Raw genomic sequence first — 13,992 nt, forward strand, 5'->3', positions numbered from 1 at the left:
AGGCCCTAGATGGCGGGTGAAGCGCAGGCCGACTGCCTGTTCTGCAAGATCGTCGCGGGAGAGGTCCCGGCAACCGTCGTACGGGAGACCGAGACCACCGTCGCCTTCCGCGACATCAACCCCCAGGCACCGACCCACGTCCTGATCATCCCCAAGGTGCACTACCCGGACGCCGCGACGCTCGCCGCCGCCGAGCCGACGATCATCGCCGACATACTGCGTGAGTCCCGTGAGATCGCGGCCGAGGACAAGATCGAGGACCGGGGCTACCGGGTCGTCTTCAACACCGGCACCGGCGCGGGCCAGACCGTGTTCCACGCGCACCTGCACGTGCTGGGCGGCCGCGGCCTGCAGTGGCCCCCCGGGTAACCACCGGTGTCCGTACGTGAATTGGTGGTGCTCGGCACCGCCAGCCAGGTCCCGACCCGGCACCGCAACCACAACGGCTATCTGCTGCGCTGGGACGGCGAGGGCATCCTCTTCGACCCCGGCGAGGGCACCCAGCGGCAGATGCTGCGCGCCGGGGTCGCCGCGCACGACCTGAACCGGCTGTGCGTCACGCACTTCCACGGCGACCACTCGCTCGGCCTCGCCGGGGTGATCCAGCGGATCAATCTCGACCGGGTGCCGCACGAGATCACCGCGCACTATCCGCGGTCCGGGAAGCGGTTCTTCGACCGGCTGCGGTACGCGACGGCGTACCGCGAGACGGTGGACCTGACGGAGGAGCCGGTCGCCGCCGACGGGGTGATCGCCGCCACGCACGCGTACACGCTCGAGGCGCGGAAGCTCTCCCACCCCGTCGAGTCCTACGGCTACCGGCTCGTCGAGCCGGACGGCCGCCGCATGCTGCCCGAACGGCTCGCCGCGCACGGCATCAAGGGGCCTGACGTCGGCCGCATCCAGCGCGACGGCGTACTGAACGGCGTGGCCCTCGAGGACGTCAGCGAGGTGCGGCGCGGCCAGCGGTTCGCCTTCGTCATGGACACCCGGCTGTGCGACGGCGTGCACGCGCTCGCCGACGGGTGCGACATGCTCGTCATCGAGTCGACGTTCCTGCACGAGGACGAGCACCTGGCCGAGGAACACGGTCACTTGACCGCCGTCCAGGCGGCGCGGGTGGCGAGGGACGCGGGCGTACGGCATCTCGTACTGACGCACTTCAGCCAGCGCTACAACGAGCGTGGCGGCCCTTCGGGGGCCGGGGTCGCGGAGGAGTTCGAGCGCGAGGCGCGTGTCGCGGGGTTCGACGGGGAGCTGACGGTGGCCGCGGATCTGATGCGGGTGCCGTTGCCGAAGCGTGGCGGGCGGTAGCGGGCACGCGCGCGTGCCTCTCCTCGTACGATGAAGATCCCGTGCCGTCACATGGCACGCACCCCACGACTCGAACGTAAGGCGCGACCGTGCCCCTCCCCAAAGCCGAACTCCACCTCCACATCGAAGGCACCCTCGAACCCGAGCTCGCCTTCGCGCTCGCCGCGCGCAACGGCGTCCAGCTGCCGTACGCGGACACCGAAGCGCTGCGCAAGGCGTACCAGTTCAGCGACCTGCAGTCGTTCCTCGACCTGTACTACGAGCTGATGGCCGTGCTCCGCACCGAGCGGGACTTCGAGGAGCTCGCGGACGCGTATCTCGAGCGGGCCGCCGCGCAGGGGGTCCGGCATGCGGAGATCTTCTTCGATCCGCAGGCGCACATCGCGCGCGGCGTCGGCATCGGCACGGTGATCGAGGGCCTGGCGAGGGCGCTGGACCGGTCCGAGGAGCGGCACGGTGTCTCCACGCAGCTGATCATGTGCTTCCTGCGGGACCAGTCCGCCGAGTCCGCGATGGAGACCCTCGAGGCCGCGAAGCCGTACCTGAACCGGATCGTGGGCGTCGGGCTCGACTCGGCCGAGGTGGGGCACCCGCCGGTGAAGTTCCGCGAGGTGTACGAGGCCGCGGCCGCCCTCGGGCTGCGGCGTGTCGCCCATGCGGGCGAGGAGGGACCGCCCGCGTACATCTGGGAATCCCTCGACGTGCTCGGCGTCGAGCGGATTGACCACGGACTGCGGGCCATGGAGGACCCCGAGCTGGTGGAGCGGCTCGTACGGGAGCGCGTGCCGCTGACGCTGTGCCCGCTGTCGAACGTACGGCTGCGTGCCGTGGACGTCCTCGAGGAGCACCCGCTGCGGCGGATGCTCGACGCCGGGCTCCTGTGCACCGTCAACTCCGACGACCCCGCGTACTTCGGCGGGTACATCGCAGACAACTTCCATGCGGTCCGGGATGCGCTCGGGCTCGAGCTGGAGCAGATGCGGGCGCTTGCGCGGAACTCCTTCGAGGCGGCGTTCCTCGAGCATGACGAGGAGCGGCGGGGGCGGTATCTCGCGGAGGTCGAGGCGTACGAGTTCGGGCGCTGAGGCGGCCGTTGCCGGCCTCAGCGCCGCTCCGCGGCTCAGCCGGCCGCGATCGGAGTCTTCGGCTGGGGTGTCGGCTCCTGAGCCGTCGTGTCGAACGCCCGTTGGGACAGGGAGCGTCGTGGGCGCCGGACCGTGATCTCCACGACCGGCTGCTCCGGTGTGCCGATCTGCGGGAGCGGACCGGTCGGGGCGCCGGTCTTGGCGGCGAGTACCGCCGCGGGCGCTCCGCCGCGGCGGCGGATGGTGCCGGGTGCGAGCGGGCGGCCGCCGGTGTGCAGGGCGACCGCCGTCAGCGGTGCCGCCAGGACGAGGAGTCCGGCACCCAGGAGGGCGCCCATCGCCGGGTAGCCCGCCCATGCCGACAGGAGGCTGCCGGCCAGCGGGCCGCAGGCCGTTCCCAGGGATGACGCCGACCCCACGAGCACCGCCCAGCGGCCGCGCGGGTCCAGCGACGCGGCCAGACCGATCAGGTACGAAAGAACCACCGGGTAGACCGTGTTCCAGGCGATCTCGCCGGTCGCGAAGGACGGCAGGTCGTCGGCGGACGCGCTGACGGCGATGCAGCAGGCGATCAGCGCGGTGCCCGCGCCGATCGGCAGTGCGCGACCCAGCCGCGCGCCCAGCGCACTCGCGCCGATGACGCCGAGGAGTGCGGTGCCCAGCGCGGCCGCGAAGACCGCGCCCACGGCGGCTTCGCCGAGTCCTGCCTGGCTGGTGCCGATACGGCTGCTCACGCCCCACAGCGCGTTCTGGGTCAGCGACCAGCACAGCATGGCGCCCGCGAGGACGAGCCCCGAACGGCGGTGGGGGAGGGGAGTGCCGGGCGCCGCGGCGTTGCCGGCTGTGGTGCCCGGCCCGGCCAGCCGGCCCGTCGCGGGCCACACCAGCAGTGCCGTGAGCGCGAGTGCGGCGAACGGCATGCTGTGCCCGCCACCGAGGTGAGGGATCGTCAGATACAGGGCGCCGGCCAGTGCCGACACGCCGAGCAGTCCGAGCGTGGAGGTCCGGTGCGGATCGCGTCGGCCGGCGATGCCCGCCGCGGCGACCGTCGTCGCCGTACCGGAGCCGAATCCGCCCACTGCCGCGCCGGCCACGACGAGCGGCACGGCGGAGGACAGCGCGGCGCAGCCGTAGCCCGTGGCCGCCAGCAGCAGCCCGGCTCGGGCCAGTCGTCGCGGGCCGAGGGCTTCCACGCGGGAGGCAAGGGTGAATCCGGCGGAGGCGGAGCACAGCAGCAGTGCGCTGCCTACGGCCCCGGCCTGAGTGGGGCCGAGTCCGAGTCCGGCGCCGAGCCTGCCCACCACGGTGGGCAGGAGGTAGGCGGCGAGATAGCCGGCCGTGAAGAGGGCGACGAGCGGCCAGGAGGCAGCGGGCGGCACGGAGTTGTGGCGCGGTGACACGGGCGTTCCCAGGGCATGCGAAAACGACAGATGGGGTGGAGAGGGGGTAAGCGGCTGTCGACGGACAGGAACGCGCGCCAATTTGTATCAAGCACGTACAGCCGCGAAGAAGCCGGGGAGGTGTGATCTGCGGCACATTGGGTTTGCAGTGCGGATGACCGGGTAGGAGCGCTGCTTTTTGCGTCGGTGTCTTGGTCCGCGCGGTGCGTTGCGCGTGCGGTGCGACGGGCGGCTCAGCGCCAGTTCGGTGCGCCGTTCGCCGGCGGTGCGGTCGCTTCGATCTTGGCGCGGATCTCCTGCATCACGGCGACGATCTGCTGCTCGTGTTCGTCGGTGAGCCGTGCCACCGGTGCCGAGCAGCTGATCGCGTCCTGTGCCGGTGCGGGCGCGTCGTAGCGCAGCGCGAAGCCGAAGCCGACGATGCCGATGACGCCCTCCTCGCGGTCGGTGGAGTAGCCGCGTTCGCGCACCGCGGCCAGGTCGGCGGCGAGCGAGGCGCGGTCGGTGAGGGTGTTCGGGGTGGCGCGTTCGTACGGGCCGTCGGGCAGCTCGGTGTCCGGGCGTTCGGCGAGCAGCGCCTTGCCGAGCGCGCCCATGTGCGCGGGCAGCCGCCGGCCCACCCGGCTGATCGTGCGCAGGTATTCGTGCGACTCGCGGGTGGCCAGATACGCCACGTCCGCCCCGTCGAGCCGGCCCATGTGGATGGTCTCGCCGAGCGCCTCCGAGGCCTCGTCCAGGTAGGGGCGTACGAGGCGCACGCGCGGGTCGGAGTCCAGGTAGGTGGTGCCGGTCAGCAGGGCGTGGATGCCGATGCCGTAGAGGGAGCCGGTGATGTCCGTGCGGACCCAGCCGCGGCTGATCAGCGTCTGCAGCAGGGCGTACATCGAGCTGCGCGGTACGCAGAGCTCCTCGGCGAGCTCCTGCAGGCGTGCGGGCCGGTCGGCGCGCGCGGCAAGCAGCTCCAGCAACTCCACCGTCCGTGCGGCGGACTTCACTTCGCGGACGCCGCCCGGTTCGGGCGCCGGGCGTGCTTCCGGTCCGGCGCCTGGGCCGGTTCGCGGGCGGACATCTTCCGACATGCGTCGATCGTAGTGGCGGGTGGGCGGGAGGGAGCCGGTGAGGGCGTTGCCGGACATCGCGCGGCCCGTGTCCGCCTTGTCCATTGACGGTCTCCGCTGGTCTCTCTAGCCTCCATTCTCATGCACGGACATCATCTACATATGAAGATGACGCTGCCGGCGTCGGTGGTGGAACGCCGTGGACGGCAGGGAGGCCGAGGATGAATACCGAACGCGATCTGACCATCAGCGAGGTGCGGCTCACGCCGATCCTCGTGGCCGACCCGCCGCTGCTGAACACGCAGGGCGTCCACCAGCCCTACACGCCCCGCCTGATCGTGGAGGTCGTGACCGCCGACGGGATCACGGGCGTCGGCGAGACGTACGGCGACACCAAGTACCTGGAGCTGGCCCGGCCCCTCGCCGACCGGCTCGTCGGGCGCCAGGTCTCGGACCTGGGCGGACTCTTCACCGTCGCCGACCAGGTCGCCGTGGACGCCGACCGCGTCGAGAACTCCCTCGACGTCGGCGGTCAGCGCGGCGTCCAGACCGCCGACAAGCTGCGGCTGTCCATCGCGTCCGGCTTCGAGGTGGCCTGCCTCGACGCACTCGGCAAGGCCCTCGGCCTGCCCGTGCACGCGCTGCTCGGCGGCAAGGTGCGCGACGCGGTCGAGTACAGCGCGTACCTCTTCTACAAGTGGGCCGACCACCCGGCGGGCGTGGCGAGCGAGAAGGACGACTGGGGCGAGGCCGTCGACCCCGCCGGGATCGTCGAGCAGGCCCGCAGGTTCACCGAGCGCTACGGCTTCACGTCCTTCAAGCTCAAGGGCGGTGTCTTCCCGCCGGACGAGGAGATCGCCGCGATCAGGGCGCTCGCCGAGGCCTTCCCCGGCCACCCGCTGCGCCTCGACCCCAACGGCGCCTGGTCCGTCGCGACCTCGCTGAAGGTCGCCGCCGAACTCGGCGACGTACTCGAGTACCTGGAGGACCCGACGCTCGGCACCGACGGCATGGCCGCTGTCTCCGCGCAGACCTCCGTCCCGCTCGCCACCAACATGTGCGTGACGACCTTCGCGGAGATCAAGGAGGCGTTCACGCGCGACGCCGTCCAGGTGGTGCTCTCCGACCACCACTACTGGGGCGGGCTGCGCAACACCCGTGAACTGGCCGCCATCTGCCGCACCTTCGGCGTCGGCGTGTCCATGCACTCCAACACGCATCTGGGGATCAGCCTCGCCGCGATGACCCACGTCGCGTCGACCGTCCCGGGCCTGCACCACGCCTGCGACTCCCACTACCCGTGGCAGTCCGAGGACGTCCTCACCGAACGCATCGCCTTCGAGGACGGCACCGTGAAAGTCACCGACACCCCCGGCCTCGGCGTGGAACTCGACCGCGACAAGCTGGCCTTCCTGCACCAGCGGTGGCTCGACGACGACGGGACGATGCGCGAGCGCGACGACGAGGCGGCGATGCGGGTCGCCGACCCGGAGTGGACGCCGCCGGCCGTGCCGCGCTGGTAGCCCCTCCGGAGACGGGCACAGGTCCCCCGGCGGGGGTGTGACTGTTTCCAGTGGTTGACAACCGCTGCTCGGAGCGGTTCGCCGACCCCGGGTTCCGGCACACTTGGCTCACCAGCACTTTTCACCGGGAGCGTGTCGTGAGCGCGTACGACCGAGAGCCGCACGAGGTCTACCACGGAGCCCATGTGGACCCGCTTGCCGAGCTGCGTACCGCCGACGATCCGCCCTGGGACGTCTACCTCACGGGCACCGTCTTCCTCGACATCGTGTTCACCGGACTCGACTCCGCGCCCGAGCGCGGAACCGAGTCCTGGGCACGGGGAATGGGCTCCAGCCCGGGCGGCGTGGCCAACATGGCGACCGCGCTCGCCCGGCTGGGCCTGCGCACCTCGCTGGCCGCGGCCTTCGGCGACGACCACTACGGCGAGTACTGCTGGGACGCCCTGGCACAGGGCGAGGGCATCGACCTCTCGGCGTCACGCAGCGTGCCCGGGTGGCACTCACCGGTGACCGTCTCCATGGCGTACGAAGGCGAACGCGCCATGGTGTCGCACGGGCACGAGCCGCCACCGGAGGAGCCTGCTCCGGAATGCCCGCCACGCGCGCGTGCCGCCATCGCCTCGCTCACCCCCGGCAGGCGCGCGCCGTGGATCGCCGACGTCGCGAGCAGGGGCACCCTGGTCTTCGCCGACGTCGGCTGGGACGACACGGGCCGCTGGGACCTGGCCGGGCTGGCCGACCTCGAGCACTGCGAGGCGTTCCTGCCGAACGCCGAGGAGGCCATGCGGTACACCCGCACCGACTGCCCGCGGGCCGCGGCGCAGGCCCTCACCGACCACGTACCGCTCGCCGTGGTGACCCTCGGTGCGCAGGGGGCGTACGCCGTGGACGGGCGGACGGGCGAGACCGCGGAGGTGCCCGCCATCGAGGTCGAGGCGCTCGATCCGACCGGGGCCGGGGATGTCTTCGTCGCCGGGTTCGTCACCGGCACGCTGGCCGGGTGGCCGCTTGCCGACCGGGTCGCGTTCGCGGGGCTGACCGCGGCGCTTTCCGTGCAGGAGTTCGGGGGGTCGTTGTCGGCGCCCGGGTGGGCGGAGATCGCGGCGTGGTGGCGGCGGGTGCGGGCGTATGACGAGCAGGATCCTGGGGCGTTGCGGCGGTACGAGTTTCTGGAGGCGTTGCTTCCGGACGCTGCTCGTCCGTGGCCCTTGCGGCGGGCGGTGCCGACCATCGGCTTCCGCGCCGCCCGGTAGTCGTTGTTGCCCTACTGGTAGCGGCAACCGCCGTCGTGGTGCTGTGCCCACCGGTTCCGCCCCAGCGGAACGATTGCCCACAGCGGATAGCGGTACGAAAAGCTCTACGGGCATGTCTGTGGGCCGTCGTACCCTGGGCAGTGCACAGGCTGCCGAAGCCGTAGGCAGGCGTTCCGTATTGAGGAGGATGAGCAGGCATTCAGAGCCGGCCCATGACTCAGACACCCACAGCTCACACCCCCGCGCAGGGGCAGGCACGAGCGCACTTCACCGTCCCGGCCAAGCACCCGATGGTCACCGTGCTGGGTTCCGGAGACTCCCTCCTGCGCGTGATCGAGACGGCCTTCCCGGCGACCGACATCCATGTCCGGGGCAACGAGATCAGCGCCGTCGGCGACTCCCACGAGGTCGCCCTCATCCAGCGCCTGTTCGACGAGATGATGCTGGTGCTCCGCACCGGACAGCCGATGACGGAGGACGCAGTGGAACGCTCGATCGCCATGCTCCGCGCGACCGAGAACGGCGAGAGCGGCACCCAGGAGACCCCCTCCGAGGTCCTCACGCAGAACATCCTGTCCTCGCGCGGCCGCACCATCCGCCCCAAGACCCTCAACCAGAAGCGGTACGTCGACGCGATCGACAAGCACACGGTCGTCTTCGGCATCGGTCCGGCCGGCACGGGCAAGACGTATCTCGCCATGGCCAAGGCGGTCCAGGCCCTGCAGTCCAAGCAGGTCAACCGGATCATCCTGACCCGCCCGGCCGTCGAGGCCGGCGAGCGGCTCGGCTTCCTGCCCGGCACGCTCTACGAGAAGATCGACCCGTATCTGCGCCCGCTGTACGACGCGCTGCACGACATGCTCGACCCGGACTCCATCCCGCGGCTCATGGCGGCGGGGACCATCGAGGTGGCTCCCCTCGCCTATATGCGAGGCCGGACGCTCAACGACGCGTTCATCATCCTCGACGAGGCGCAGAACACGAATCCCGAGCAGATGAAGATGTTCCTCACCCGCCTCGGCTTCGACTCGAAGATCGTGATCACGGGTGACGTGACGCAGATCGACCTGCCCGGCGGCACCAAGAGCGGTCTGCGGCAGGTCCGGGAGATCCTCGACGGCGTCGAGGACGTCCACTTCTCCATGCTCACCTCGACGGACGTCGTACGGCACAAGCTGGTGGGCCGTATCGTCGACGCCTACGAGAACTACGACCGCCGCAACGGCACCGACCACGGTCCCCATGGCCATGGCCCCCAGCAGGGCCGCGGCTCCCGGGGGCAGTGACCGGGGCAGTGACAGCCCACCAGCAGGAGATCAGCACGACCATGTCGATCGACGTCAACAACGAGTCCGGCACCGAGGTCGACGAGCAGGCGATCCTCGACATCGCCCGCTACGCCCTCACGCGGATGCGCATCCACCCGCTCTCCGAGCTCTCGGTGATCGTCGTGGACGCCGACGCCATGGAGCAGCTGCACATCCAGTGGATGGACCTGCCGGGTCCGACGGATGTCATGTCCTTCCCGATGGACGAGCTGCGCCCCCCGTCGAAGGACGACGAGGAGCCCCCGCAGGGCCTGCTCGGCGACATCGTGCTCTGCCCCGAGGTCGCCGCCAAGCAGGGCCAGGAGGCCCCCACGCAGCACTCCATGGACGAGGAGCTCCAGCTGCTCACCGTCCACGGGGTGCTGCACCTGCTCGGATACGACCACGAAGAGCCCGGCGAGAAGGCCGAGATGTTCGGCCTTCAGCAAGCGATCGTGGACGGCTGGCGGGCGGAGAAGGGCATGACCGGCCCCTCCCCGGCCCCGACCGTCTCATAGTGCCGTGAGCGGTCAACTGATCGTCGGCGCCGTCCTGCTGGTCGTCGTCGCCTGGCTCGCCGCCTGCGCGGAGGCGGGCCTCGCGCGCGTCTCCAGCTTCCGCGCGGCGGAGGCGGTACGCAGCGGACGGCGCGGCGCCGCCAAGCTCGCCCAGGTCGCCTCCGACCCCACCCGCTATCTCAACGTCGCGCTGCTCGTGCGCGTGGCCTGCGAGATGGCGGCGGCCGCGATCGTCACGTACGCGTGCCTGATCGAGTTCGACGAGACCTGGCAGGCGCTCACCGTCGCCATCGCGGTGATGGTGCTCGTCAGCTATGTCGCGGTCGGCGTCTCGCCGCGCACCATCGGCCGCCAGCACCCGCTGAACACGGCGACGGTCGCGGCGTACGTCCTGGTCCCGCTGGCCCGCATCATGGGCCCCATCCCGTATCTGCTGATCCTCATCGGCAACGCGCTCACGCCCGGCAAGGGCTTCCGCCGCGGCCCGTTCGCCTCCGAGGCCGAGCTGCGCGCGCTGGTCGACCTCGCCGAGCAGGAGTCGCTGATCGAGGACGAGGAGCGCCGCATGGTGCACTCCGTCTTCGAGCTCGGCGACACCCTCGTCCGCGAGCTGATGGTGCCGCGCACCGACCTCGTCGTCATCGAGCGCTTCAAGACGATCCGGCAGGCTCTGACGCTGGCGCTGCGCTCCGGTTTCTCGCGCATCCCGGTGACCGGGGAGAGCGAGGACGACATCGTCGGCATCGTGTATCTGAAGGACCTGGCCCGCAAGACGCACATCAGCCGAGACGCCGAGTCCGAGCTGGTGTCGACCGCGATGCGGCCCGCGGCCTTCGTGCCGGACACCAAGAACGCCGGCGACCTGCTGCGCGAGATGCAGCAGGAGCGCAACCACGTCGCCGTCGTCATCGACGAGTACGGCGGCACGGCCGGCATCGTCACCATCGAGGACATCCTCGAGGAGATCGTCGGCGAGATCACCGACGAGTACGACCGCGAGCTGCCGCCCGTCGAGGAGCTCGGCGAGAGCCGGTACCGGGTCACGGCCCGGCTCGACATCGGCGACCTCGGCGAGCTGTACGGCCTGGAGGCCTACGACGACGAGGACGTCGAGACCGTCGGCGGACTGCTCGCCAAAGCGCTCGGGCGCGTCCCCATCGCCGGGGCCTCCGGGCTCGTCGAGCTGCCCGACGGCCGGGAGCTGCGGCTCACGGCCGAGGCCGCCGCGGGCCGCCGGAACAAGATCGTGACGGTGCTCGTGGAGCCGGTGGGACCGGTGGCCCCGGAGGAGGACGACGCCGCGTGAGCCCCGACGAGCTGCGCACCTTCTGCCTCTCCTTCAACGCCGCGGTCGAGGACTTCCCCTTCAATCCGGAGACCTCGGTCTTCAAGGTGTGCGGCAAGATGTTCGCGCTGAGCGACCTCAGCGGGCAGCCGCTGACCGTCAACCTCAAGTGCGACCCGGAGGACGCGCTGCGGCTGCGCGCCGACCACCCCGGGCGGATCGTGCCGGGCTGGCACATGAACAAACGCCACTGGAACACGGTGACGGTCGGGCCCCTGCCCGACCGTCTGGTCCGTGAACTGATCGAGGACTCCTACGACCTGGTGGTGGCGGGCCTGCCGCGCGCGGAACGCCTCCGCCTCGACCGGCCGTAGCGCCTCCGCCTCCGACCGGCCGTGGCGGCTGCCCGGTCAGTTCACCGCCGCCTCGCGCTGGCTCCCCAGGCCGAGGGCCACCAGCACCCCCGCTGCGAGGACGACCGCGGCGTCCACCGTCAGCACCGTGTGGACGCCCCGCAGCAGATCGGGCGCCGTCGTCGCGACCACGCCGAGCAGCGGGATGCCGATCGTGATGCCGACCTGCTGGGTCGAGGTGACCAGGCCCGTCGCCAGGCCCTGCTCCTCGTCCGGTACGCCGGACGTGACCGTCAGGCCGTACGAGATGATCGCGCCCAGGTGGCACATGCTCGCCAGCGAAATGCCGGCCACGGCGAGCCACACCGACCAGCCGCCCTCGCCCAGGCCCAGCAGCGTGGCCACGAGCGCGCCCTGGCCGAGCAGCGAGCCGACCAGCGTCCGGCGGGCGCCGAAGCGGCCGATGACCTTCGGCGTGTACGTTCCGGCGACCACGGACAGCACGCCCTGCACGCCGAACACCAGTCCCGTCTCGAAGGCCGACAGGTGCAGGGTCTCCTGCAGGTAGAGGGTCAGTACGAAGACCACCGTCGACATCATCGAGAAGGTGACCAGACCGCCCACGTTGCCCCACGCGACCGTGCGGCGGCGCAGCATCGGCAGCGAGACGAGCGGCGCCGCGGTCCGCGACTCGACGTACACGAAGGCGGCCAGCAGGGCCACGCCCGCGACCAGCGTGGCGATGACGTCCGTCCCGCCGAAGCCGCGCTCCGCGGCGGTCGACAGGGCGTAGATGAGCGAGAGCAGGCCGCCGGTGACGGTCACCGCGCCCGGTACGTCGAGCTGCGGCCGCTCGGGAGTGCGCGACTCGGGCAGCAGGCCCGGTGCCAGCGGCAGCACGATCAGTGCGAAGACGGCGAGCAGCCCCATCGTGGAACGCCAGCCTGCCGTGTCGGTCAGGACCCCGCCGGCCACCATGCCGATCGTGAAGCCGAGCGACAGCAGGGTCCCGGAGATACCGAGCGCGCGGTCGCGCTGTGGGCCCTCGGGGAAGGTGGTGGTCAGCAGGGACATGCCGCTCGGCACGATCACCGCCGCGCCCAGACCCTGCAGCGCCCGCCCGGCCAGGAACGACGCCGGATCCCAGGCAAGAGTCGCCAGCACGGAGGCCGCACCGAAGAGGGCGAGCCCGGAGAGGAACAGCCGGCGCCGCCCGTACAGGTCGCCGATCCGGCCGAACAGCAGCAGGAAACCGCCGGACGGCAGCGCGAACGCCGTCACCGCCCACTGCAGCGCCGCCTGGCTCATACCGAGATCCCGGCCGAGCTCGGGCAGCGCCACATTCAGTACGGAGAAGTCCAGCGCGACCATGAACTGGGCCGCGCACAGCACGAACAGGACGAGTTTGCCGCGGGTCGACAGCCGGGCCGCTCCGGAGGGGTCGGGGAGGGGGACCGTCGATGCCGTCGAAGTGTCCGCGACAGCGCGGGTGTTGGTGGATGAGGAAGTCTCGATCGCCATGACCATGAGCTTCGTGCGGCCGGAATAACCGTGGGGAGCGGGAACTTATGCTGGTGGTCGCACCACCAGACAACGAGCACAGGGGGAGTTGTACGTGGCGAGTGCGGAAACGGACCCTGCCAAGGCGCGCCGCCTCAGCGAGCTGCGCGAGTTCCTGATGAGCCGTCGCGCCCGGATCTCACCGTCCGAGGCGGGCCTTCCGGACGGCGGCGCCCGCAGGCGTACGCCGGGTCTGCGCCGTGAGGAGGTCGCCGTGCTCGCGGGCGTCGGCGCCTCCTGGTATCAGTGGCTGGAGCAGGGCCGCGACATCTCGGTCTCGCCGCAGGTGCTGGACTCGGTCGCGCGGGTGCTCAAGCTGACCAGCGCCGAACGGCGCCATCTCTACGTGCTCGCCGGGCTCAACCCGCCCCCGCCGGAGACGGCCGACGCCGACAAGGACATGTGCGAGGGGCTGCACCGGCTGATCGACGCATGGATGCCGTTCCCCGCGCACATCATGGACGGGTACTGGAACTGTGTGATGTACAACGACGCGGCGGCCATGGTGCTGGGCATGCGGCCCGAGACCTCGCAGAACTGCCTCATCACGTTCTTCACGGACCCCATCTACCGGGCGCGGTCGAAGAGCTGGGAGCAGAACGCCCACCAGGTCGTCGCGCAGTTCCGGGCGGCGTGCTCGGAGTGCCCGGACGACGACGGTTTCCAGGCCGTCGTGGCGGAGGCGAAGGCGGCCAGTTCCGAGTTCACCGCGCTGTGGGAGCGGCGGGACATCGCCCCGGGCGGGCAGCTCGCCAAGGAGCTCGAGCACCCGGTGGTCGGCACGCTGTTCGTCGAGTCCACGCAGCTGCGGGTGCCGGCGCGGCCCGATCTGACGATCGTGCTGCACACGCCCCAGCCGGACACGGACACCGCCGCGAAGCTGGAGCGGCTCGCCACGCCGGAGGGCCGGCGGGGGGCGATGTATCGGGTGGCGGGGTAGTTCGTATGCTCGGCACATGACCGAGAGCACCGCGCTTGACCCCGAGGACCGCAAGATCGTCACCCTGGCCCGTTCCGCACGGGCCCGCAACGGTGTGCCCGAGGGGGCGGCCGTGCGGGACGAGACCGGGCGTACGTATGTCGCTGGGACCGTTGCGCTTGAGTCGCTGCGGTTGAGTGCGCTGCAGACGGCTGTTGCCATGGCGGTTGCCTCTGGCGCGAAGTCGCTGGAGGCCGCGGCGGTTGTTACCGAAGCGGAGGCCGCCTCGGAGGCTGACCTTGCGGCCGTCCGCGACCTTGGTGGGGCCGGGACGCCCGTGTTGGTGGCCGGACCTGATGGGACGGTCCGGGCCACCGTCAGCGCGGGCTGAGCCACTGGGGGCTCGGTACGGGTACT

The 13,992-nt window shown here is 71.1% G+C and carries 14 protein-coding genes; 11 read left to right on the plus strand and 3 right to left on the minus strand.

Going from position 1 to position 13,992, the window contains the following annotated elements; genetic code table 11:
- The first annotated feature begins 9 nt into the window (after positions 1 to 9).
- The 3 genes from ACWD4J_RS25255 (at position 10) to ACWD4J_RS25265 (ending at position 2,399) form a co-directional block, all read left to right on the plus strand.
- Positions 10 to 369 carry a histidine triad nucleotide-binding protein gene (locus tag ACWD4J_RS25255; protein ID WP_451397705.1) on the plus strand — a complete coding sequence of 120 codons (360 nt, stop codon included), beginning with the start codon at positions 10 to 12 and terminating at the stop codon, positions 367 to 369.
- Positions 370 to 375: 6 nt separating this feature from the next.
- On the plus strand, positions 376 to 1,314 hold the full coding sequence (locus ACWD4J_RS25260) for a ribonuclease Z (protein ID WP_451397706.1): 939 nt from the start codon (positions 376 to 378) through the stop codon (positions 1,312 to 1,314).
- 89 nt (positions 1,315 to 1,403) lie between these two features.
- On the plus strand, positions 1,404 to 2,399 hold the full coding sequence (locus ACWD4J_RS25265; RefSeq protein ID WP_451397707.1) for an adenosine deaminase: 996 nt from the start codon (positions 1,404 to 1,406) through the stop codon (positions 2,397 to 2,399).
- A 35-nt stretch (positions 2,400 to 2,434) separates the two neighbouring features.
- Here the strand turns inward: ACWD4J_RS25265 and ACWD4J_RS25270 are convergent, their stop codons facing one another.
- Positions 2,435 to 3,799, minus strand: coding sequence for an MFS transporter (locus ACWD4J_RS25270; protein ID WP_451397708.1), 1,365 nt, complete (start codon positions 3,797 to 3,799; stop codon positions 2,435 to 2,437).
- 233 nt (positions 3,800 to 4,032) lie between these two features.
- Positions 4,033 to 4,878: an IclR family transcriptional regulator gene (locus ACWD4J_RS25275; protein WP_451397709.1), complete on the minus strand. Its 846-nt coding sequence runs from the start codon at positions 4,876 to 4,878 to the stop codon at positions 4,033 to 4,035.
- Positions 4,879 to 5,078: 200 nt separating this feature from the next.
- On the opposite strand from ACWD4J_RS25275, the gene ACWD4J_RS25280 reads away from it, so the two are divergent.
- From ACWD4J_RS25280 to ACWD4J_RS25305, 6 genes are all read left to right on the plus strand, one after another.
- Complete coding sequence (locus ACWD4J_RS25280) at positions 5,079 to 6,380, plus strand: glucarate dehydratase family protein (protein WP_451397710.1); 1,302 nt, start codon at positions 5,079 to 5,081, stop codon at positions 6,378 to 6,380.
- A gap of 137 nt (positions 6,381 to 6,517) precedes the next feature.
- Positions 6,518 to 7,633, plus strand: a complete 1,116-nt coding sequence (locus tag ACWD4J_RS25285; protein ID WP_451397711.1) for a carbohydrate kinase family protein — start codon at positions 6,518 to 6,520, stop codon at positions 7,631 to 7,633.
- Between the two features lie 212 nt (positions 7,634 to 7,845).
- Positions 7,846 to 8,919 carry a PhoH family protein gene (locus tag ACWD4J_RS25290; protein ID WP_451397712.1) on the plus strand — a complete coding sequence of 358 codons (1,074 nt, stop codon included), beginning with the start codon at positions 7,846 to 7,848 and terminating at the stop codon, positions 8,917 to 8,919.
- A 41-nt stretch (positions 8,920 to 8,960) separates the two neighbouring features.
- Positions 8,961 to 9,458 (plus strand): rRNA maturation RNase YbeY, encoded by a 498-nt coding sequence (gene ybeY / locus ACWD4J_RS25295; RefSeq protein WP_067285149.1) that lies wholly within the window; start codon positions 8,961 to 8,963, stop codon positions 9,456 to 9,458.
- A 4-nt stretch (positions 9,459 to 9,462) separates the two neighbouring features.
- Positions 9,463 to 10,764 (plus strand): hemolysin family protein, encoded by a 1,302-nt coding sequence (locus ACWD4J_RS25300; protein WP_451397713.1) that lies wholly within the window; start codon positions 9,463 to 9,465, stop codon positions 10,762 to 10,764.
- Positions 10,761 to 11,117: an MmcQ/YjbR family DNA-binding protein gene (locus tag ACWD4J_RS25305; RefSeq protein WP_451397714.1), complete on the plus strand. Its 357-nt coding sequence runs from the start codon at positions 10,761 to 10,763 to the stop codon at positions 11,115 to 11,117. The genes ACWD4J_RS25300 and ACWD4J_RS25305 overlap by 4 nt, the downstream gene beginning before the upstream one ends.
- A 36-nt stretch (positions 11,118 to 11,153) precedes the next feature.
- On the opposite strand, the gene ACWD4J_RS25310 is transcribed toward ACWD4J_RS25305, so the two are convergent.
- The gene (locus tag ACWD4J_RS25310) at positions 11,154 to 12,617 is read right to left on the minus strand and encodes an MFS transporter (RefSeq protein WP_451397715.1); all 1,464 of its coding nucleotides are present in this window, start codon (positions 12,615 to 12,617) and stop codon (positions 11,154 to 11,156) included.
- Positions 12,618 to 12,774: 157 nt separating this feature from the next.
- Here ACWD4J_RS25310 and ACWD4J_RS25315 point away from each other — a divergent pair, with 157 nt between their 5' ends.
- Together ACWD4J_RS25315 and ACWD4J_RS25320 are read left to right on the plus strand one after the other, a co-directional pair.
- Positions 12,775 to 13,596 (plus strand): helix-turn-helix transcriptional regulator, encoded by an 822-nt coding sequence (locus ACWD4J_RS25315; RefSeq protein ID WP_451397766.1) that lies wholly within the window; start codon positions 12,775 to 12,777, stop codon positions 13,594 to 13,596.
- A 16-nt stretch (positions 13,597 to 13,612) separates the two neighbouring features.
- Positions 13,613 to 13,966: a cytidine deaminase gene (locus ACWD4J_RS25320; protein ID WP_451397716.1), complete on the plus strand. Its 354-nt coding sequence runs from the start codon at positions 13,613 to 13,615 to the stop codon at positions 13,964 to 13,966.
- Positions 13,967 to 13,992 lie beyond the last annotated feature (26 nt).

The organism is Streptomyces sp. NPDC002577, assembly GCF_053594815.1.